This is a genomic window from Roseovarius roseus (genome assembly GCF_043355935.2).
Taxonomy (GTDB): domain Bacteria; phylum Pseudomonadota; class Alphaproteobacteria; order Rhodobacterales; family Rhodobacteraceae; genus Roseovarius; species Roseovarius roseus.
On record NZ_JBHFPE020000013.1, the window covers coordinates 61,921 to 79,300 of the forward strand.

At 64.8% G+C, this 17,380-nt stretch carries 23 protein-coding genes; 15 read left to right on the forward strand and 8 right to left on the reverse strand.

The window, feature by feature from the left end:
- The first annotated feature begins 22 nt into the window (after positions 1-22).
- The 6 genes from ACEWPL_RS15965 (at position 23) to ACEWPL_RS15990 (ending at position 4,777) form a co-directional block, all read left to right on the forward strand.
- Entirely contained in the window at positions 23-652 is a 630-nt protein-coding gene (locus ACEWPL_RS15965; protein ID WP_393929153.1) for a LysE family translocator, read from the forward strand.
- Between the two features lie 14 nt (positions 653-666).
- A complete protein-coding gene (locus ACEWPL_RS15970; protein ID WP_393929285.1) occupies positions 667-1,203 on the forward strand; it encodes an adenine phosphoribosyltransferase in 537 nt (178 codons plus the stop codon).
- Positions 1,204-1,415: 212 nt separating this feature from the next.
- The gene (locus tag ACEWPL_RS15975) at positions 1,416-1,754 is read left to right on the forward strand and encodes a DUF952 domain-containing protein (protein WP_393929151.1); all 339 of its coding nucleotides are present in this window, start codon (positions 1,416-1,418) and stop codon (positions 1,752-1,754) included.
- A complete protein-coding gene (locus ACEWPL_RS15980) occupies positions 1,751-2,809 on the forward strand; it encodes a quinone-dependent dihydroorotate dehydrogenase (protein ID WP_393929149.1) in 1,059 nt (352 codons plus the stop codon). The genes ACEWPL_RS15975 and ACEWPL_RS15980 overlap by 4 nt, the downstream gene beginning before the upstream one ends.
- Positions 2,806-3,150 carry an arsenate reductase (glutaredoxin) gene (gene arsC, locus ACEWPL_RS15985; RefSeq protein WP_393929283.1) on the forward strand — a complete coding sequence of 115 codons (345 nt, stop codon included), beginning with the start codon at positions 2,806-2,808 and terminating at the stop codon, positions 3,148-3,150. Before ACEWPL_RS15980 ends, arsC begins: the two co-directional genes overlap by 4 nt.
- 7 nt (positions 3,151-3,157) lie before the next feature.
- Positions 3,158-4,777, forward strand: coding sequence for an MFS transporter (locus ACEWPL_RS15990; protein WP_393929147.1), 1,620 nt, complete (start codon positions 3,158-3,160; stop codon positions 4,775-4,777).
- On the opposite strand, the gene ACEWPL_RS15995 is transcribed toward ACEWPL_RS15990, so the two are convergent.
- Positions 4,774-6,093 carry an MATE family efflux transporter gene (locus ACEWPL_RS15995; protein WP_393929145.1) on the reverse strand — a complete coding sequence of 440 codons (1,320 nt, stop codon included), beginning with the start codon at positions 6,091-6,093 and terminating at the stop codon, positions 4,774-4,776. The genes ACEWPL_RS15990 and ACEWPL_RS15995 overlap by 4 nt on opposite strands.
- A 219-nt stretch (positions 6,094-6,312) precedes the next feature.
- Between ACEWPL_RS15995 and ACEWPL_RS16000 the strand changes: the two genes are divergently transcribed.
- From ACEWPL_RS16000 to ACEWPL_RS16010, 3 genes are all read left to right on the forward strand, one after another.
- Positions 6,313-6,714 (forward strand): MerR family transcriptional regulator, encoded by a 402-nt coding sequence (locus ACEWPL_RS16000; RefSeq protein WP_393929142.1) that lies wholly within the window; start codon positions 6,313-6,315, stop codon positions 6,712-6,714.
- A gap of 116 nt (positions 6,715-6,830) precedes the next feature.
- Positions 6,831-7,043 (forward strand): hypothetical protein, encoded by a 213-nt coding sequence (locus tag ACEWPL_RS16005; RefSeq protein ID WP_393929140.1) that lies wholly within the window; start codon positions 6,831-6,833, stop codon positions 7,041-7,043.
- Between the two features lie 117 nt (positions 7,044-7,160).
- Positions 7,161-7,796: a glutathione S-transferase family protein gene (locus ACEWPL_RS16010; RefSeq protein ID WP_393929138.1), complete on the forward strand. Its 636-nt coding sequence runs from the start codon at positions 7,161-7,163 to the stop codon at positions 7,794-7,796.
- On the opposite strand, the gene ACEWPL_RS16015 is transcribed toward ACEWPL_RS16010, so the two are convergent.
- The 4 genes from ACEWPL_RS16015 to ACEWPL_RS16030 form a co-directional block, all read right to left on the reverse strand.
- Entirely contained in the window at positions 7,757-8,413 is a 657-nt protein-coding gene (locus ACEWPL_RS16015; RefSeq protein ID WP_393929136.1) for a Hint domain-containing protein, read from the reverse strand. The two genes, ACEWPL_RS16010 and ACEWPL_RS16015, sit on opposite strands and share 40 nt — an antisense overlap.
- Before the next feature lie 153 nt (positions 8,414-8,566).
- Complete coding sequence (locus ACEWPL_RS16020) at positions 8,567-9,229, reverse strand: sulfotransferase family 2 domain-containing protein (RefSeq protein WP_393929134.1); 663 nt, start codon at positions 9,227-9,229, stop codon at positions 8,567-8,569.
- Between the two features lie 224 nt (positions 9,230-9,453).
- Complete coding sequence (locus ACEWPL_RS16025; RefSeq protein ID WP_393929132.1) at positions 9,454-9,651, reverse strand: CsbD family protein; 198 nt, start codon at positions 9,649-9,651, stop codon at positions 9,454-9,456.
- A 107-nt stretch (positions 9,652-9,758) separates the two neighbouring features.
- Positions 9,759-10,520, reverse strand: a complete 762-nt coding sequence (locus tag ACEWPL_RS16030) for an NAD kinase (RefSeq protein WP_393929130.1) — start codon at positions 10,518-10,520, stop codon at positions 9,759-9,761.
- Positions 10,521-10,706: 186 nt separating this feature from the next.
- On the opposite strand from ACEWPL_RS16030, the gene glyA reads away from it, so the two are divergent.
- Positions 10,707-11,990 carry a serine hydroxymethyltransferase gene (glyA, locus tag ACEWPL_RS16035; RefSeq protein ID WP_393929128.1) on the forward strand — a complete coding sequence of 428 codons (1,284 nt, stop codon included), beginning with the start codon at positions 10,707-10,709 and terminating at the stop codon, positions 11,988-11,990.
- A 54-nt stretch (positions 11,991-12,044) separates the two neighbouring features.
- Here glyA and ACEWPL_RS16040 read toward each other — a convergent pair whose 3' ends face one another.
- Positions 12,045-12,419 (reverse strand): hypothetical protein, encoded by a 375-nt coding sequence (locus tag ACEWPL_RS16040; protein ID WP_393929126.1) that lies wholly within the window; start codon positions 12,417-12,419, stop codon positions 12,045-12,047.
- Positions 12,420-12,522: 103 nt separating this feature from the next.
- On the opposite strand from ACEWPL_RS16040, the gene ACEWPL_RS16045 reads away from it, so the two are divergent.
- Both ACEWPL_RS16045 and ACEWPL_RS16050 read left to right on the forward strand, forming a co-directional pair.
- Positions 12,523-13,284, forward strand: coding sequence for an alpha/beta fold hydrolase (locus ACEWPL_RS16045; protein WP_393929124.1), 762 nt, complete (start codon positions 12,523-12,525; stop codon positions 13,282-13,284).
- A gap of 120 nt (positions 13,285-13,404) precedes the next feature.
- Positions 13,405-13,905, forward strand: a complete 501-nt coding sequence (locus ACEWPL_RS16050; protein WP_393929122.1) for a thermonuclease family protein — start codon at positions 13,405-13,407, stop codon at positions 13,903-13,905.
- A gap of 17 nt (positions 13,906-13,922) precedes the next feature.
- Here the strand turns inward: ACEWPL_RS16050 and thyX are convergent, their stop codons facing one another.
- Entirely contained in the window at positions 13,923-14,831 is a 909-nt protein-coding gene (thyX, locus tag ACEWPL_RS16055; protein WP_393929120.1) for an FAD-dependent thymidylate synthase, read from the reverse strand.
- Positions 14,832-14,975: 144 nt separating this feature from the next.
- On the opposite strand from thyX, the gene ACEWPL_RS16060 reads away from it, so the two are divergent.
- Genes ACEWPL_RS16060 through ACEWPL_RS16070 form a run of 3 tightly spaced genes read left to right on the forward strand, consistent with a single transcriptional unit; the run spans position 14,976 to position 16,850 of the window.
- Positions 14,976-15,404, forward strand: a complete 429-nt coding sequence (locus ACEWPL_RS16060; protein ID WP_393929118.1) for a VOC family protein — start codon at positions 14,976-14,978, stop codon at positions 15,402-15,404.
- Positions 15,405-15,427: 23 nt separating this feature from the next.
- Positions 15,428-16,132, forward strand: coding sequence for a DUF1194 domain-containing protein (locus tag ACEWPL_RS16065; RefSeq protein WP_393929116.1), 705 nt, complete (start codon positions 15,428-15,430; stop codon positions 16,130-16,132).
- Entirely contained in the window at positions 16,104-16,850 is a 747-nt protein-coding gene (locus tag ACEWPL_RS16070) for a DUF1194 domain-containing protein (RefSeq protein ID WP_393929114.1), read from the forward strand. Before ACEWPL_RS16065 ends, ACEWPL_RS16070 begins: the two co-directional genes overlap by 29 nt.
- Here the strand turns inward: ACEWPL_RS16070 and ACEWPL_RS16075 are convergent.
- The gene (locus ACEWPL_RS16075) at positions 16,844-17,344 is read right to left on the reverse strand and encodes a MarR family winged helix-turn-helix transcriptional regulator (protein ID WP_393929112.1); all 501 of its coding nucleotides are present in this window, start codon (positions 17,342-17,344) and stop codon (positions 16,844-16,846) included. The genes ACEWPL_RS16070 and ACEWPL_RS16075 overlap by 7 nt on opposite strands.
- Positions 17,345-17,380: the final 36 nt, after the last annotated feature.

A 17,380-nucleotide genomic window follows, 5' to 3' on the forward strand; every position in this document is an offset into this window, starting at 1 on the left:
ATATTAAAAAGGAGTGCGCACGATGCCACTGGACCTCTGGCTGGCCTTCGTTGCCGCCTCGACCGCGCTTCTGTTGATCCCCGGCCCGACGGTCCTCTTGGTTCTCAGCTACGCGCTCAGCAAGGGGCGCGGCGTCGCGCTTGCCTCGGCGGGCGGGGTTGCCTTGGGCGATCTGGTGGCGATGAGCGCCTCGCTCATGGGCCTCGGCGCGCTGGTGCTGGCCTCGGCCACACTCTTTACTGCGCTGAAATGGATCGGGGCGGTCTACCTTGTCTGGCTGGGGATCAAGCTGATCCGAAGCGCGCCGGGCGCTGGTCTGACCCTGCCATCCAGCGCCGAGGTCACCGGCCGCAGTGTCTTTTGGCATGCAGCTGCCGTGACCGCGCTCAACCCCAAATCCATCGCCTTCTTCATCGCCTTCGTGCCGCAATTCGTCACGCTGGATGCGCCTCTGACACTGCAATTCGCCGTGCTCATCGGCACCTTCGTGGGGCTAGCCGCACTGAACGCACTGGCCTATGCCCTGCTGGCGGACCGGATGCGCGCGCGCATCGCGCGGCCGGGTGTAATCGCCTGGCTGACCCGCGCGGGCGGCGGCGCGCTGATTGCCATGGGGCTGGCCACCGCATTCTTGCGGCGCGGCACCACCTGAAAAGGAGAACGACCATTTCCGAGCCATCCCTGCGCGCGCTTATCCGCACCATCCCCGACTTTCCCAAACCGGGAATCATGTTTCGCGATGTGACCACCCTTCTTGCCGATCCTGCTGGACTGCGCACCGCCGTGGCTCAGATGGCCGCGCCGTGGGAGAGCACGGGCATCGACAAGGTTGTCGGGCTGGAAGCGCGCGGCTTTATCATGGGCGGCGCCGTTGCCTGTCATCTGAATGCCGGATTCGTGGCCGTGCGCAAGGCGGGCAAGCTGCCGGGCACGGTCCTTACGCAGGATTACGCGCTGGAATACGGCACCGCCACCTTCGAGCTGCACGAGGACGCCATTGAGGCAGGCGAGACGGTTCTGATGGTGGATGACCTGCTGGCCACGGGCGGCACTGCGGAGGCCGGGATCACCCTGATCGAGCGTCTGGGCGCGCGTATCGCGGCCTGCACCTTCATCGTGGATCTGCCCGATCTGGGTGGGCGCAAACGCCTGGAGGCGCTGGGAATGGATGTGCGCACGCTGGTCGCTTTTGACGGCGAGTGACCAGCGTCAGAGCCGCGCGCGCGTTAGGCAGCCTAGCCCATTCGCCAGATCCCTAAGCGTCTTGGCCCGGAGCGCGCCGTCCGTCGGCTTGGCAAGGTCCGTGCGCGTGGCAGGCGGTGCTTGAGTATTTTTGCCAAGATGAAGACGGGGCGTTGCCCCGCCGCCGCGTCGCGGCGCTTGACCGTACCCGCGGGGCGCGGCATCAGGGAGCCATGATAGTTTACAAGATTTTCCGGCCCGATGAATGGGCGGCGCTGCGCCGCGATGGCACCAGCGCAGGAGCGCCGGTGGATGTGGCCGACGGCTATGTGCACCTCTCGACGCCCGAACAGGCGGCCGAGACAGCGGCCAAGCATTTTGCCGGCGAGGACGGGCTGTTCCTGCTGGGGATCGAGACGGACCGGCTGGAGGGCGCCCTGAAGTGGGAGCCGTCGCGCGGCGGCGCGCTGTTCCCGCATCTCTACCGTGAATTGCGGCTTTCCGATGTGGCATGGGCCCAGCCCCTGCCGCTGGAGGGCGGCGTGCATCAATTCCCAGCGGGCGCGCTATGAGCGCGGTCGAGCGGATCGGCCTTGGCCTCTTGCGCCAGTTCGATCCAGAGCGCGCGCACGGGCTGGCGCTGAGGGCGCTACGCTTGGGGCTTGTGCCGCTACCGGGCCGGGTGACGTCCCCGCGCCTTGCCTGCGAGGTGGCGGGGCTGCGGCTGGACAATCCGGTGGGGCTGGCCGCGGGGTTTGACAAGAATGCCGAGGCGTTGGCGCCCTTGGCGCGTGCAGGCTTCGGCATGATCGAGGTGGGCGCCGTCACGCCGCGCCCCCAGCCCGGCAATCCACGCCCGCGCCTTTTCCGCCTGCCCGAGGACCGGGCGGTGATCAATCGTTTCGGCTTCAACAACCAGGGCATGGAGGCGGCGGCCACGCGGCTGGCGCAGCGTCCCAAGGGGGCCGTCATCGGTCTCAACCTGGGTGCCAACAAGGATAGCGACGACCGGGCCGAGGATTTTGCCCGCGTGCTGGCCCATTGCGGTCGGCATCTGGATTTTGCCACGGTCAACGTGTCGAGCCCCAATACCGAGAAGCTGCGCGACCTGCAGGGCGGTGCGGCGCTGACCGCGCTTCTGGCCGGGGTGATGGAGGCGTGCGCCTGGCTGGAACGCCCCATCCCGGTATTCCTCAAGATCGCGCCGGACCTTGACGATGCGGCGCTGGCCGAGATCGCCGAGGTCGCGCAGCGCGCGGGTCTGAGCGGGATCATCGCCACCAACACGACGCTGGATCGCAGCGGGCTGAGCAGCGTCCACCGGGACGAGACAGGCGGCCTGTCGGGCGCGCCGCTCTTCGAGCGGTCGACACGCGTTCTGGCGCGGTTGTCGCAACTGACCGAAGGGCGGATGCCGCTGATCGGGGTCGGCGGGGTCGGATCGGCCGAGCAGGCCTATGCCAAGATCCGCGCGGGTGCGTCCGCCGTGCAGCTATACTCGGCACTGGTTTATGAGGGGCTTGGCCTTGTGCCGCGCATCGCGCGGGGATTGGACCGGCTGTTGGAGGCCGACGGGTTTGACAATGTGACCGAGGCCGTGGGCGCGGGGCGGGAGGAATGGCTATGATCACGCTGTGGCATAATCCACGCTGCTCGAAATCGCGCGCCGCGCTGGCGCTGCTGGAGGAGCATGCCGAGGTCACGGTGCGGCTCTACCTGAAGGACGCGCCCAGCGAGGCGGAGCTGCGAGCCGCGCATGCCCTGCTCGGCGGGCCGGTGATTGCCATGATGCGCAAAGGCGAGGCCGCGTTCAAGGAGGCCGGACTGACCAAGGACAGCCCCGAGGATGCCCTCTTCGCCGCGATGGCCGCGCACCCGATCCTGATCGAGCGCCCGCTCGCCATGACCGAAGACCGCGCCGTCATGGGCCGCCCGCCCGAGGCGGTGCTGAGTCTACTGGACGGGTGAGGCACGGATGATTGCCCCGGTTGCCAGATGGATCGACGCCACCGTCTTTGATCTTGGGCGGCAAATGCGCTGGTCCTACCTGCCGCCGCTGATGGTCTACCTTGCCTATGGGATCTCGACGATCACGGGCATTGTCGGCACGTTCTTCGTCAAGGAATACCTTGGGTTATCCGCAGCCTTCTTGGCCGGTCTCGCGTTCTGGGCGGGCCTGCCCTGGGCGCTCAAAATGCCGCTGGGGCACCTGGTGGACATCATCTGGCGGTGGAAGGCGTGGCTGGTCTGGCTGGGCGCCGCGCTGGTCGCCTGCAGCCTTGGCACGATGTATCTGCTGGTCTCCACGCCGGACACCCTCGCCACGATGATGCCGGTCGAGGCGTGGTTCGTCGGCGCGACCCTCCTCATGCCTTGCGGGCTGGTCCTGCAAGACGCGGTGGCCGACGCCATGTCGGTCGAGGCGGTGCCAGTGGTGGACGAGGCCGGCGCGCCGCTGGACGAGGAGACATCGCGCGCGCTCCATACCACCATGCAGACGCTGGGCCGCGTCGCCCTGATCGGCGGGACGCTGATCGTCTCGGCCATCAACATCACGGTCTTCAACGGGGTCGAGGATCTGCCCCAGGCGATGAAGGCCGAAAACTATGCCCGCATCTATGCCATCGCGATGATCGTGCCCGCCATCTCGGTTTCGGGCGTGATGCTGGCCGCCTGGCAACGCGGCCGCGCCATAAGGACCGCCCGTGCCCGCGGCCAGGATACGGCCCATCTGGAAGAGCGGCCCGGTCCGCCCACCAAGGTGAACCCGTGGTACTTCATCGGCGGCGGCGCCTTTGTCGCGCTGTCGCTCACGGTCGGCCTGCTCAACGTGCCCTTCGCGCAGGAGATCGTCTTTGCCGGGTCGATGGCCATCGTGATTTTCCTGATGCGCCAGCTTGTTCAGGCGCTCAGCCAGTCGCAGGCAAGGATGCTGGTCGGGACGGCGCTGATCGTCTTCGTCTTTCGCGCGGTGCCCCTGCCCGGCCCCGGCGCGACATGGTTCGTGATCGACGGGCTCGGCTTTGACGCGCAATTCCTGTCGGTGCTTGGAATGATCGCCGCGCTGCTGACGCTGGGCGCGATGCTGGTGCTGCGCCCTTATATGGCCGAGCGCCGGCTGACGCGCGTCTATCTCACCCTGACGATCATTGCCGGGGTGCTGGCCTTGCCGAATATCGCGCTCTACTACGGGATCCAGAACATCACCGCGCCGCTGACATGGGGCATCGTCGATGCCCGTTTCATTGCCGTGCTGGATACTGCCGCCGAAAGCCCGCTGAGCCAGATCGCCCTCATCCCGATGCTGGCCTGGATCGCGCGCAACGCGCCCAGCCATCTCAAGGCGACCTTCTTTGCCGTCATGGCCTCGTTCACCAACCTCGCCCTCTCGGCCTCGTCGCTGGCGACGAAATACCTCAACCAGATTTTCCTTGTCACGCGCGAGATAACGGATAGCGAGACGGGCGCCATCACCGTGCCCGCAGATTACAGCCAGCTGGGGATGCTGCTGATTGTGGCCGGCGTGCTGACCGTGGCGCTGCCGCTGCTGACGATCTGGCTGGTCCAAAGCTCGCGCCTGCGGACCAGCGACTAGCCTGCCGCGCGCTCGAGCGCAGGATAGCGCACGCCCAGAGTGACGCCGCGCACCACATAGCTGACCAGAAGCCCCATCCAGAGGCCATGATTGCCGAAAAGCGGCACCAGCGCCACGAGGGACGCGCCATAGACCAGCAGCGACAGCGCCATCATGTTGCGCATGTCGCGCGTGCGCGTCGCCCCGATGAAGATGCCGTCCAGCATCCATGCCGCCGCGCCGAAGATGGGCGCGATGACCATCCAGGGCAGATAGCTGCGACCCGCCGCACGGACCGCCTCATCCGTGGCCAGCGCGTCGATCGCCGCCCCGCCGAAGACCGCGAAGGACAGTGCCAGCAGCACACCCGCGCCCAACCCCCATTCGCCGGTCAGGATCGACGCGCGCCGCACCGCGCCGCGTGCTTTGGCCCCCACTGCTTGCCCCACCAGCGCCTCGGCGGCGAAGGCGAAGCCGTCCATGACATAGCTGCTGACATGCAGGAACTGCACCAGCACCTGGTTGGCGGCCAGTGTCACGTCCCCCAGATCGCTGCCCAGAAACACGAAGGACAGCATCACCACCTCCAGCATCGCCGAGCGCAAGAGGATGTCGGTATTGACCGAGGCCATCCGCTTCAGGCGGCCCGCGTCGAAAACCAGCGGCCAGTTGCGCCAGTCCGGCACCCGGAACGCATCTCGGCATAGGAAAAAGGCGACGATCAGCCCCGCCCATTCGGCAACGAAGCTGGACCACGCCACGCCCGCCACGCCCCAGCCGAGGCCCAGCACGAACCACAGGTTCAGCACGATGTTGAGGCCATTCATCACCAGCTGGATGATCAGGACGGCCCCCGTCCGCTCCATCGCGATCAGCCAGCCGGTCATGCCGAAGAGGGCGATCATGGCCGGCGCGCTCCACACTCGGATGCCCATGTATTCCTGCGCGAGACTCTCGACCTCGGCGCTGGCGGGCGCAATGGCAAACGCGCCCGCAAAGAGCGGCACGTGCAGCAGCAAGATCAGCGCGCCGCCCGCGCCCCCGATCAGCAGCGCGCGCGTCAGCATCGCCGCCACCTCGGCGCGGTCATCCGCCCCGCGCGCCTGCGCGGTCAGCCCGCTGGTGCCCATCCGCAGAAAACCGAACAGCCAGTAGATCGCCGTCAGAATCACCGCGCCGATGCCTACCGCGCCGATAGGCGCGGCGGCGCCAAGCTGGCCGATCACACCTGTATCGACGATTCCCAGCAGCGGCACCGTCGCATTTGACAGCACGATAGGCCACGCGATGCGCAGCACACGCCGATGCGTCAGCCTGATAGCCGAGGCACCGTTCATTCGGGCCGGCCGCAAGGCAGGTGCTTGACCTTGAGGGAAAAACGAGGACTCATGCCCCGTTATTGGCCCGCCGCAGCCAACACGCAAGCCCCCGAAACGTGCAAAGAACACGTAAAAGTGACGTAACGTTCGCAGTCACCCGCCGATGGCAGATGTTGCATCTGCCGCATGGTGGCTTATCTCGGCTGCAAATAGAAAATCAGACAGCCAGGTACCCCCATGTCAAGCGAGACCATGACCATCCGCGAGATGTGCGACAGTTACGATGTGACCCCACGCACGCTCAGATTCTACGAGTCCAAAGAGCTTCTGGCACCGATCCGCCAAGGCCAGAAACGCCTTTTCACCAAGCGCGACCGCGCGCGGCTCAAGTTGATCCTGCGCGGCAAGCGGTTCGGCTTCTCGCTGGAGCAGATCCGCCAGCTGCTGGATCTCTATGACGCCGGCGATCAGCAGTATAGCCAGTTGGTGCGCACGCAAGAGTTGGCCGCCGACCGACTGGAGGACATGGTCCGCCAGCGCGACGAGCTCGACAGCGCCATCGACGAGCTGCGCACCCAGATGGATTGGTTCGCCCGCATGTTGGCCGAGCGCGACGGATCGGCCCACGCGGCCGAGTGATGGGCTCCCGGCAGGGGGGTGACGCGGGGTCCATAGGCTGTTTAAAGTGGCGGCACGGCGCTCTGATCTTGCGCGCCCTGCCCCACCTTTGCAGGCCAGCCACCAGGGAGCCGCCGATGCCCAAACGTTTTCGCATGACCCGCCGCTTCAACGTGGCGATGACCGAGGACGGCTATCGCCGCTTGCGCCGCCTCGCGCAGGAGGCCGGGCTGGACGAGGGCGAGGCGCTGTCGTTTCTCTTCGAAAATTTCGATAGCGTCATCAACGAGGACACGTTCGGCCACCGCCTGCGCCTGTTCAATTCCGAACTGGAAGCGCGCAAGAGATAGGGCTACCTCTTCGGGAAACCTATGCCCGGACCGGTGAATGCGCCCGCGCCCTGTTTCACCGCTCTTGAAATACTCAGGGCGAACACCCTCCACAGGCGCGGCAACGAAAGGATCGGCATGACACTGAAACTCTACTGCATGGGCGAGAGCGGCCATTCGTACAAGGTTGCGCTCGCGCTCGAACTCAGCGGCCTCGACTGGGAGCCGATCAAGGTCGACTTTTTCGGCGGCGAGACGCGCGGAGCGGAGTTTCGCCGGATCAACCCGATGGGCGAGGTGCCGGTGCTGGTCGATGGCGACAAGGTGCTGACCCAGTCCGGCACCATCCAGATGCACCTGTCGGAAAAGACAGGAAAATTCGGCGGAGCCAATGCCGACGAGGCGCAGGAGATCCTGCGCTGGGTGCTGTGGGACAATCACAAGCTCAGCAGTCAGGCAGGCGTGGCGCGCTTCTTGATGAATTTTGCCCCCGAGGACAAGCGAAACCCCGATGTGATCGGATTCATCCAGGGGCGGCTGAAGGGCGCCTATGCGACGCTCGACGCGCATCTGGACGGGCGCGACTGGATCGTCGGCGATGGGCCGAGCAATGCCGATTTCACCTGCTGCGGCTACCTCTTCTACCCCGAGCCTTTCGGATTTGAGCGCGCCGACTGGCCCGCGATCGACCGCTGGCTCTCGCGGATCGAGGCACTGCCGGGCTGGAAGCCTCCTTATGACTTGATGCCGGGCAGTCCGGCGGACCGCGCCTGAAGCGCGGCCTCGTCCATCTGCATTGCAGCTTCGCGCGCATGCTGCGCTGAAAGCCTGGGGTAACCTGGCGCGCTCGGCGCGGCCTCCAGCAGATCGGAGGCGGCGGCGGGGCAGTGGAGCATCGCACCGCCCGCGGCAAAGACGATCTGCTCCGCGGCAAATGTCAGCGTGATGATCTCGTCCCCCGGCTGGGGCGGGACGCGGTGGATGCCGCGCACGCCGTCGAGGCTGCGGGCGGTGACAAGGGCAAAGGGATCGCCGGTCACGGCCTCGGCCACATCGCTCTCGATCAGGACCAGCTGGTCGGCGGCCAGATGCATCACCTCGCGGTTGCCAAGGGCGCGGCTTGGGACCTCGACCAGCCAGAGTGACGGGAGCAATGGGCCGCGACCGGCCCATGCGGGCTCTCGCAGGATTTCGGCGACAGGTTGCAGCCCCGCGTCGAAGGTCAGGACGAGGTCACCGGGCGCGACAGCGCCCAGCGCAAGCCAGCCCCCCGTCCCGGCCACGCAGACCGACGCCGAAAGACCCGCCTGCCCCACACCGGGCACGTCCCGGTCCTGCCCGTTACAGTCCGCCGGGGGCGTATCGCCAGCCGTGCCAATCCACTCGAACATCGCGGTCAATCCCGTCAGAGAACGCCGCAACATCCAATTGCGCGCAGCGAAGCGCCGATTATACACCGACTCCGGCTAATTATCGCCCAAAACATGATCCGCCCGCGGCAGTGTCGCCTCTCGGAGGACAATCAGCCCCGCTCCTGCCCGCTGTTAACCTTCAGACGCGCCCGCCGCGAACTGGTATCCGAACCTCTCAATATCCTCGGCACAGAGGGAGGCGACGCAGCGCCGCGCGGCATCGTCATAATACTGCCTGTAATCCCTTACGCGTGGTGACACGTTGAGGTGCGGCAGATTCAGCCGGAAGCCAAGATGATCCCAAAGCGGCGCGGCATCGGCCTCAAACGTCTCGAGCCGGATGAACAACGGTGTTCTTTCACTCTGGCCGCGACGAACATAGCGCCCATAAGGGTGCGACCGGATTGATGCCTGCATGTCAGGCAGGTCCAGAAACGCTGAGAATTCATGGGTTTGCGCCGCCCGCACCGCCGAATGATCGAAGCGCTGCAGGCGCAGCCAGTGATAATAGCTGACCATCCTATCCCACGGATTGCGCACCAGCGTAAAGACGAGGGCCTGTGCCATCCATTCGGGCGGCATGACCCCGGCGATATCGTCCAGCGTCGCGTGTTTCCAAAGGCGGCCCGGCGCGCCAAGCCCCTTGAGACGGCCCCGCCGCCGCCGCGCCTTGGGCGTATCCCCGATCAGGATATCGTCGCGCATCGCGCGCGCCTCCAGCGCCGTGGCCAGCGAGGTGCCTCCGGTCTTGGGTATGTGGACGAAGACGTAGTTGCGGTTTGGCGAGATGATCATGCCTTGCAGAGTAGTGCAGGTGCAGGCGTGGCAAAAGCGATCAGGAGTCGCCCAGCCAACATTGACCGCGCCCCCGGCAAATCGGGTGTAATGGGTATTTTCTCCAAAAAAGTCTGGGCGCCTGCCAGCGTCATACGCGATGCCAGGTAGCGCCATGAAAAAAGGTGGCCCCGCTTGGGACCACCTCCTTCGATCATGACACTGATCTGAGTAGGGTTCGAACCTTAGTGCTTGGCTGCGAACTCATCTACCTGGCGTTCGGCCTCGTCCCGGGCAACGCCGTAGCGCTCCTGAACCTTGCCGACGAGCTTTTCACGCTCGCCTGCGGCCTCTTGTACGTCGTCATCAGTCAGCTTGCCCCAGTGCGATTTGGCTTCGCCGGTCAGCTGTTTCCAATTGCCCTTGATGGTATCCCAGTTCATGTCTGAACTCCTTTCGGGTCTGAATTCCTCGGCGGGGTCATGCCCGCGCCGCTACTGGGATGGTAACGGGTTGGCGGGCGCATGGTTCCCTGCCTTGCGCGGCAATTTCAGACAAACTGCTCGCGCAGCAGACGCTCTTCCAGACCATGGCCCGGATCGAAGAGAATCCGGTGGCCGATGCTGGGCTCGGACCGGATCTCGACCCAGAGGACATTCTCGACCGAGCGGCTGTCGGCTACTGCCATCACCGGCCTCTTTTCAGGCTCGCAGATGTCGAAACGCACCACGGCAGCCTTGGGTAGAAGCGCGCCGCGCCAGCGACGGGGACGGAAAGCCGCAACGGCGGTCAGCGCCAGCACCTCTGCGCCGATGGGCAGGATCGGGCCATGCGCGCTGTAGTTATAGGCAGTCGATCCGGCAGGCGTTGATACCAGCGCGCCGTCGCAGACCAGCTCTTCGAGCCGGACCAGTCCATCGACCGAGATGCGGAGCTGCGCCGCCTGCGGGCCGCCGCGCAAAAGCGACACCTCATTGATGGCCAGCGCATGATGCAGCGTGCCATCGGCGGATTCCGCGCGCATCGAGAGGGGATTGATTACCTCCTCGCCCGCGGCCTCCAGCCGCTCCATCAGGTCGGCCTCGCCGTATTCGTTCATCAGAAAGCCGACGGTGCCGCGGTTCATACCGTAAACCGGCACGTCCAGCTCCTGCGTGCGGTGGAGTGTCGACAGCATGAACCCATCGCCGCCCAGCGCCACAATGACATCGGCCTCTTCCTCGGGCGTGTCGCCATAGCGCGAGATCAGCGCCTTGCGCGCGGCAAGCGCCATCGCGGCATCGCTGGCCAGAAAGGCGATCTTGCGCGTCATTCGGGGCAATCTGGCATGGGGAAGTATCCTTGGCTTTCGTGACGCCGCCGATCACATCACAGTTTGCGCCGCTCTGCCAGCGCTGCCGCATCGCCGTGGGAAATAGTCGCATTCCCTTCTTACAATGAGACAGGCTTTCCGCTACGCCATTCCACAAAGCTGTTCAATCCAAGGGAGCCACCCCATATGTCCGATTCCGGTTTCTTCACCCAGTCCCTCTCGGACCGCGACCCCGAGCTTTACGCGTCGATCACGAACGAGCTGGGCCGCCAGCGCAGTGAGATCGAACTGATCGCCTCCGAGAACATCGTCTCGGCGGCGGTGATGGAGGCGCAGGGCTCGGTCATGACGAACAAGTACGCCGAAGGTTATCCGGGCCGGCGCTACTATGGCGGCTGCCAGTTCGTCGACGTGGCCGAGAACCTGGCGATAGAGCGCGCATGCAAGCTATTTGGCTGCGGTTTCGCGAATGTGCAGCCCAATTCGGGCAGCCAGGCCAACCAGGGCGTGATGCAGGCACTGTTGACGCCCGGCGACACTATCCTGGGGATGAGCCTCGATGCAGGCGGGCACCTGACCCATGGCGCCGCGCCCAACCAGTCCGGCAAATGGTTCAACGCGGTGCAATACGGCGTGCGCCGCGACACGCTGGACGTGGACTACGATCAGATGGAAGAGCTGGCGAAAGAGCACAAGCCCAAGATGATCATCGCGGGCGGCAGCGCCATCCCGCGCCAGCTGGACTTCAAGCGCATCCGCGAGATCGCCGACATGGTCGGCGCCTATGTCATGGCAGATGTCGCCCATTTCGCCGGGCTGATCGCGGCCGGCGAGTATCCCTCGCCCTTCCCCCATGCGCATGTGGCCACCACCACCACACACAAGACCCTGCGCGGCCCGCGCGGCGGCATGATCCTGACCGATGACGAGGCGCTGGCCAAGAAGTTCAACAGCGCCATCTTCCCCGGCATCCAGGGCGGCCCACTGATGCACGTGATCGCCGGCAAGGCCGTCGCCTTTGGCGAGGCGCTGGATCCGTCCTTCAAGGGCTATATCCAGCAGGTGATCAAGAACGCGCAGGCGCTGGCCGATCAGCTGATGAAGGGCGGGTTGGACATCGTCACCGGCGGCACCGACACGCATCTGATGCTGGTTGATTTGCGCCCCAAGGGGGTGAAGGGCAATGTTGCCGATGCCGCTTTGGGCCGCGCGCATATCACCTGCAACAAGAACGGTGTGCCGTTTGACCCCGAAAAACCCACCGTCACCAGCGGCCTGCGCCTTGGCAGCCCGGCGGGCACGACCCGCGGCTTCAAGGAGGCCGAGTTCCGCCAGATTGGCGACTGGATCACCCAAGTTGTCGATGGTCTGGCCGCGAACGGCGCTGATGGCAACGAAGAGGTCGAGGCCAAGGTGCGCCGCGAAGTTGCAGAAATGTGCGAACGCTTCCCGCTTTACCCCAACCTTTAAGGCCGAAACTTGTCCAAATGCGGCGCCGCTGGCAATAGCGGCGCCGTTTGCGTTTCAGATCAGCCCTCGCCAGCGCAGCACGATCACCAGCAGCAAGGCCAGCAGCAAAAGGTTGCCCACCATGCTGCCCGCAAAGTGCAAGAGCCGGTCCTTGCGCCGCTCCTTGACGTCTATCTGGTCCAGAGGCGCGTTCAGCGTGGCCAGCGCGGCCGAGGCATCCTCGGCCCGCACCAGGCGGCGCAGCCGTGGATGCGCCATCATCGCCTGCAACTGAGTCAAACGGTGCCCGCCCTGCCGCGCGGCCTTGGGCAAGGCACGGCCTGCGCGGCGCAGTTGCTTAGCCAGCGTTGCGCCCCGCGCCCCCAGACGGCTGCGCAGCTTTTCGGACGCCGCGTCGATATCGCTTTGAAATGTCGTGGGATCGACCATGCCGGGCTCCTTTTCGCGCGCGACCCTACAGGCGGCGCGGGCCATGCTCAATAGCCGCTCAATGGGGCTGGAACGGCACGGGCGGGCGCGCTAAGCAGGGGCCATGTTGAACATGACCCAGCACGGCACCGCCACGGATGCCCCCACCCTTCTGATCGCGCATGGCCTTTACGGCTCGGCCCGCAACTGGGGCGTGATCGCCAAACGCCTGTCGGACGCGCGCCGCGTAGTGGCCGTGGACATGCGCAACCATGGGGACAGCGCGTGGCAGGATACCCACAGCTACCCGGACATGGCCGCCGATCTGGCCGAGGTGATCGAGGCCGAGGACGGCCCGGTCGATGTTCTGGGCCATTCGATGGGCGGCAAGGCAGCGATGGTGTTGGCGCTGACACAGCCCGATCTGGTGAACCGCCTGATCGTCGCCGACATCGCGCCCGTCACCTATGAGCACAGCCAACTGCCCTATATCGAGGCGATGAAATCGGTCGATTTGTCAGGAGTGGAGCGCCGCAGCGACGCCGCGCCCCTGCTGGAGGCGGTCGTGGACAACCCCGCGCTGGTCCCGTTCTTCTTGCAATCGCTGGACGTGGCCCAGCGCCGCTGGCGTCTCAATCTGGACGTGCTGTCCGCCGAGATGCCCAAGATCATGAGCTTTCCTGAGGTGTCAGGGAAATATGACGGCCCTGCCCTGTTCCTCTCGGGCGAGACGTCGGATTATGTGCAGTCCGAACACCGCGAGGTGATCAAGCCCCTCTTCCCGAACGCGCGCTTCATGACGCTCAAGGGCGCGGGCCATTGGCTGCATGCAGAGGAGCCGCGGGCGTTTGTGGATGTTGTGGGCGGGTGGTTGGAGCGCGCCTAAACATCAGGCCCTCGCCAAAATTTCGTCCATTTTTGTCGTTATGCCGACGGCATGACAAACTTGGTCGGATTCAAACCCGCAAAAAAACCGCTGCGCCCCGTTGCGCGGCGGAGAAATGTCTTGGATTTCGTCAGACCCAAGCCTTGGCACCTGAAAAAGTGGCGCAGACGGCTACCGAGCCTCATATTCATACCGATCGCGCTGGGCATCATCGCCGTCGCCGGAACTGTAGGAGATCAGGATGGGCGCATTGGCAAGACCCAGCCGCGCGCGGCTCCCCGTAGCCTGAATGGCGGGAATGCCTGGAATCGCATCGGCGGTGGCTTTGCCGGTTCGGCCAGCCAGACCCTGACCGGAACCGTTACATATATCCGCGATGGAGACACATTCGTCGTCGGAACGACCCCGGTGCGCATCGCCAATCTGGATTGCGCTGAAAGCGGAACGCTTACCGGAGACATGGCCACACGCCGCGCCAGTCAACTGGTCAATGGCAAGACGGTGACCTGCCGCCTTAATACCCAGACATCCTATGACCGGGTTATCGGGAAATGCAGCCTCGCCGATGGGCGTGACTTTGGCCGCGTGATGGCCTCCGAAACGGGATGCAGCCTGAACTAACACGCAAGGCGTTGCGTTCAGCCAGCCAAAACCCCTTCAAACTCCCGCCACTCGCCCTTGCTCATGCCGGAATTCTCCTGCGTCACCTCTTCGCCTTTGATCATCCGGCGCACACAGTCCAGCGCAGTCGCGGACATCTGCGCTCCGCCCATGCGGTAATCTTCGAACGCTCGGTAGGCAAAGGGCACCCAGTCGGCGACGATCTTGCAGATCTCCTCGGCATAGACGCGGATCTCGTATTGGGCATGGCTGTCGGCGCGCAGCCGCAAAAAGTGCAGCAGGTTGTGCAGGTCCACCTTCCAATACCATTGTGTATAGATGTTGGCGGGCAGGTTCATGCGGGCCAGCTCGCGCGCAAGGCCCTGCTGACCCTCGGTCGAGATCATCTCTTCGTAGTGATCATAGGCGCGCATCGCGTCGTCCTGCAGGAATTTCAGCACGCGCTGCGCCTCGTCCCCTTCCAGCACCTCGCCCCGGCCCTGATTGTTGACCACCGACTGCGCGTTGAGCGCATCGGGTGCGGGGATATAGAATTCGCGGTCGAGGATCGAATAGCGGGCCGAGTATTCGTTGACGTTGGCCGTGCGGTGGCGGATCCACTGGCGCGCGACGAAGACGGGCAGTTTGACGTGCAGCTTGATCTCGCACATCTCGAACGGGGTCGAGTGCCAGTGCCGCATGAGGTAGCGGATCAGTCCCTCATCATTCTGCACCGATTTCGTGCCCTTGCCATAGCTGACGCGCGCGGCCTGCGTGATCGCGGCATCGTCGCCCATATAGTCGATCACCCGGACAAAGCCGTGATCCAGCACCGGGTAGGCAGTATATAGATGCGCCTCCATGCCATGTGCGGTCGCGCGCAGCGTGGACTGCGGCTCGGCGCGCTGCGCCTCGATTTCGGCTGTCTGCTCGGGGGTGAGGGGCATGTGAGGGTTCCTTGGCGCGGGACTGTTTGCGTGAGTCGGTCAGGTTTCTGTCTAGCCACAGATCGCACCAAATTAAAGGCTGGTGGACGCGTGGCAATATCCCACTAGGATGAAGTGCGAGTTTCATGAATTGGAGGCGCAAAGATGACGACACGCTATCTGCACACGATGGTCCGGGTGAAGGATCTGGACAAGACCATGGCTTTTTTCCAGCTTCTGGGCCTGCGCGAGACGCGGCGCATGGAGAATGAGGGCGGCCGGTTCACCCTTGTTTTCATGGCCCCCGAGGGGCAGGACGAATGCCCGGTCGAGCTGACCTATAACTGGGATGGCGACGACAAGCTGCCAGATGACAGCCGCCATTTCGGGCATCTGGCCTACCGCGTCGACAACATCTACGAGATGTGCCAGCACCTGATGGACAATGGCGTGACCATCAATCGTCCGCCGCGCGACGGCCATATGGCCTTCGTGCGCAGCCCCGACAACATCTCGATCGAGCTGCTTCAGGCCGGGGACGCGCTGGAGAAGGCCGAGCCTTGGGCCAGCATGGAAAACACGGGGCATTGGTAAGGATCCCGTCTACGGCGCGTCGCATGGCCGCAGCTCTGACTGCGGCGGCGGCGCTCTGTGCGGCACCGGCGGCGGGGCAGAGCTCCTGCCGCCTCGCGCTCGTTCTGGCGCTGGACGTCTCGGCCTCGGTGGATGCGGAGGAATATGACTTGCAGCGGCTTGGCCTTGCGGCGGCGCTGGACGCGCCGGATGTGCGGGATGCCATACTGCGCGGTCAGGGCGGTGCGGTGGCGCTCGCCGTGTTTGAATGGTCTGGCCGGTTCCAGCAGCAGATGCATCTGGATTGGAGCCTTCTGACAAGCCATGCCGACATTGATCGCGCCGTGCTGGCCCTTGGCAATATCACCCGCAGCTACGAGGGGTTTCCCACCTCGGTCGGCCAGGCGCTTGGCTATGCCTCGTCCCTCTTGCGCAAGGCGCCCGACTGCGATCGCCGCGTGATCGACGTCTCAGGCGATGGCATCAACAATTACGGCTATGGCCCGCGGGAAGCCTATCGACACTTTCCCTTGCGGGACGTGCAGGTGAACGGGCTCGTCATCCTTGGAGACGACCCCGAGGTCGAGGCGTTCTACCGCCGCGAGGTGGTGCGCGGGCCCGGCGCCTTTGTCGAGCTGGCCGCAGGGTTCGAAGGCTTTCGCGCGGCGATGACACGCAAGCTGTTTCGCGAAATCAATGACATCATTCTGGGCGGCTTTGATGCGCCGCGTCTGTCGCCGCATGGCTAGGGCTGCGGCAATGATGCTGTGCCTCGGGCTGCTGGCGGCACCTGCCGAGGCGGCTTGCCGCCTTGCACTGGCGCTGGGGCTGGACGTGTCCGGCTCGGTCGATGCCGAGGAATACCGGCTTCAACTGGACGGAGTCGCAAGCGCGCTGATGGATGACGAGGTGCAGGCCGCGCTTTTCGGTATGCCCGGCGTCCATGTCGCGCTTGCCGTCTACCAATGGGGTGCGGAGGATCAGCAGAGGCTGCTGTTGGACTGGACCGACTTGCACGGCCCCGAGGATGTTGCGACCGCCGCGCAGGTCCTGCGCCGCGCCAACATGCGCTTTCAGGACCCCTACACGGCGCTTGGCGCCGCGATGCGCTATGGCGGCGCGTTGCTACGCCAGCGCGGCGATTGCTGGCAGCATACGCTCGATATCTCCGGCGACGGGCCGTCCAACTCAGGCCCCGCGCCGCAGACGGCGCTGACGGACCCGCGCGCCGGCATCACCGTCAACGCGCTGGTGGTGAACCCGGGCGGGCGGGACAATGTCACCAAGGATCTGACCTATACCCGCACGCTCCTCGATCACTACAGAACCCATGTTCTGCGCGGTCCCGGCGCCTTTGCGGAAACCGCGCAGGATTTCAGTGATTTCGAGGCGGCGATGACCCGCAAGCTCCTGCGCGAGCTGCGTCCTGCCGCAGTATCCTCGGCAGGCGCGCGGCCCGCTCAGTAAATATAGCGGATCTGATCGGCCCAATAGCGCTCGACCCGTCGCAGTGAGGCGGCGATCTGGTCGATCCCGTCTGCGCCCAGTACGCCATTGGATTGCAGACCCTCGGCATGGCGACCGAACAGCTCGGTCACCACATCGCGGATCTCACGCCCCTTTTGCGTCAGGCGCACGCGCACCGAGCGGCGGTCAATCTCGCAGCGTTGATGGTGCATGTACTCCATCTCGACCAGCTTCTTGAGATTGTAGCTGACATTGCTGCCCTGATAGTAGCCGCGCGATTTCAACTCGCCCGCCGTCACCTCGTGATCGCCGATATTGAACAAAAGCAGCGCCTGAACGGCGTTGATATCCAGAACGCCGACGCGTTCGAACTCATCCTTGATCACGTCCAGCAGCAGACGGTGCAGCCGCTCGACCAGTGATAGCGCATCAAGATATCCGGACATGAAGCCCTGGTCATGGGCTGGGGGCGCCATGGATTTGTGCATGCTCATTTCTTTCTCCGTGCATAACCTGCTCGAGAAAGAAAC

What these genes read in the sequence shown, in the direction of transcription:
- ACEWPL_RS15965 (WP_393929153.1), top strand. Translation starts at nt 23, where the DNA reads ATGCCACTGGACCTCTGGCTGGCCTTCGTTGCCGCCTCGACCGCGCTT.
- ACEWPL_RS15975 (WP_393929151.1), top strand. Translation starts at nt 1,416, where the DNA reads ATGATAGTTTACAAGATTTTCCGGCCCGATGAATGGGCGGCGCTGCGC.
- ACEWPL_RS15980 (WP_393929149.1), top strand. Translation starts at nt 1,751, where the DNA reads ATGAGCGCGGTCGAGCGGATCGGCCTTGGCCTCTTGCGCCAGTTCGAT.
- arsC (WP_393929283.1), top strand. Translation starts at nt 2,806, where the DNA reads ATGATCACGCTGTGGCATAATCCACGCTGCTCGAAATCGCGCGCCGCG.
- ACEWPL_RS15990 (WP_393929147.1), top strand. Translation starts at nt 3,158, where the DNA reads ATGATTGCCCCGGTTGCCAGATGGATCGACGCCACCGTCTTTGATCTT.
- ACEWPL_RS15995 (WP_393929145.1), bottom strand. Translation starts at nt 6,093, where the DNA reads ATGAACGGTGCCTCGGCTATCAGGCTGACGCATCGGCGTGTGCTGCGC.
- ACEWPL_RS16000 (WP_393929142.1), top strand. Translation starts at nt 6,313, where the DNA reads ATGTCAAGCGAGACCATGACCATCCGCGAGATGTGCGACAGTTACGAT.
- ACEWPL_RS16005 (WP_393929140.1), top strand. Translation starts at nt 6,831, where the DNA reads ATGCCCAAACGTTTTCGCATGACCCGCCGCTTCAACGTGGCGATGACC.
- ACEWPL_RS16010 (WP_393929138.1), top strand. Translation starts at nt 7,161, where the DNA reads ATGACACTGAAACTCTACTGCATGGGCGAGAGCGGCCATTCGTACAAG.
- ACEWPL_RS16015 (WP_393929136.1), bottom strand. Translation starts at nt 8,413, where the DNA reads ATGTTCGAGTGGATTGGCACGGCTGGCGATACGCCCCCGGCGGACTGT.
- ACEWPL_RS16020 (WP_393929134.1), bottom strand. Translation starts at nt 9,229, where the DNA reads ATGATCATCTCGCCAAACCGCAACTACGTCTTCGTCCACATACCCAAG.
- ACEWPL_RS16025 (WP_393929132.1), bottom strand. Translation starts at nt 9,651, where the DNA reads ATGAACTGGGATACCATCAAGGGCAATTGGAAACAGCTGACCGGCGAA.
- ACEWPL_RS16030 (WP_393929130.1), bottom strand. Translation starts at nt 10,520, where the DNA reads ATGACGCGCAAGATCGCCTTTCTGGCCAGCGATGCCGCGATGGCGCTT.
- glyA (WP_393929128.1), top strand. Translation starts at nt 10,707, where the DNA reads ATGTCCGATTCCGGTTTCTTCACCCAGTCCCTCTCGGACCGCGACCCC.
- ACEWPL_RS16040 (WP_393929126.1), bottom strand. Translation starts at nt 12,419, where the DNA reads ATGGTCGATCCCACGACATTTCAAAGCGATATCGACGCGGCGTCCGAA.
- ACEWPL_RS16045 (WP_393929124.1), top strand. Translation starts at nt 12,523, where the DNA reads ATGTTGAACATGACCCAGCACGGCACCGCCACGGATGCCCCCACCCTT.
- thyX (WP_393929120.1), bottom strand. Translation starts at nt 14,831, where the DNA reads ATGCCCCTCACCCCCGAGCAGACAGCCGAAATCGAGGCGCAGCGCGCC.
- ACEWPL_RS16060 (WP_393929118.1), top strand. Translation starts at nt 14,976, where the DNA reads ATGACGACACGCTATCTGCACACGATGGTCCGGGTGAAGGATCTGGAC.
- ACEWPL_RS16065 (WP_393929116.1), top strand. Translation starts at nt 15,428, where the DNA reads ATGGCCGCAGCTCTGACTGCGGCGGCGGCGCTCTGTGCGGCACCGGCG.
- ACEWPL_RS16070 (WP_393929114.1), top strand. Translation starts at nt 16,104, where the DNA reads ATGCGCCGCGTCTGTCGCCGCATGGCTAGGGCTGCGGCAATGATGCTG.
- ACEWPL_RS16075 (WP_393929112.1), bottom strand. Translation starts at nt 17,344, where the DNA reads ATGAGCATGCACAAATCCATGGCGCCCCCAGCCCATGACCAGGGCTTC.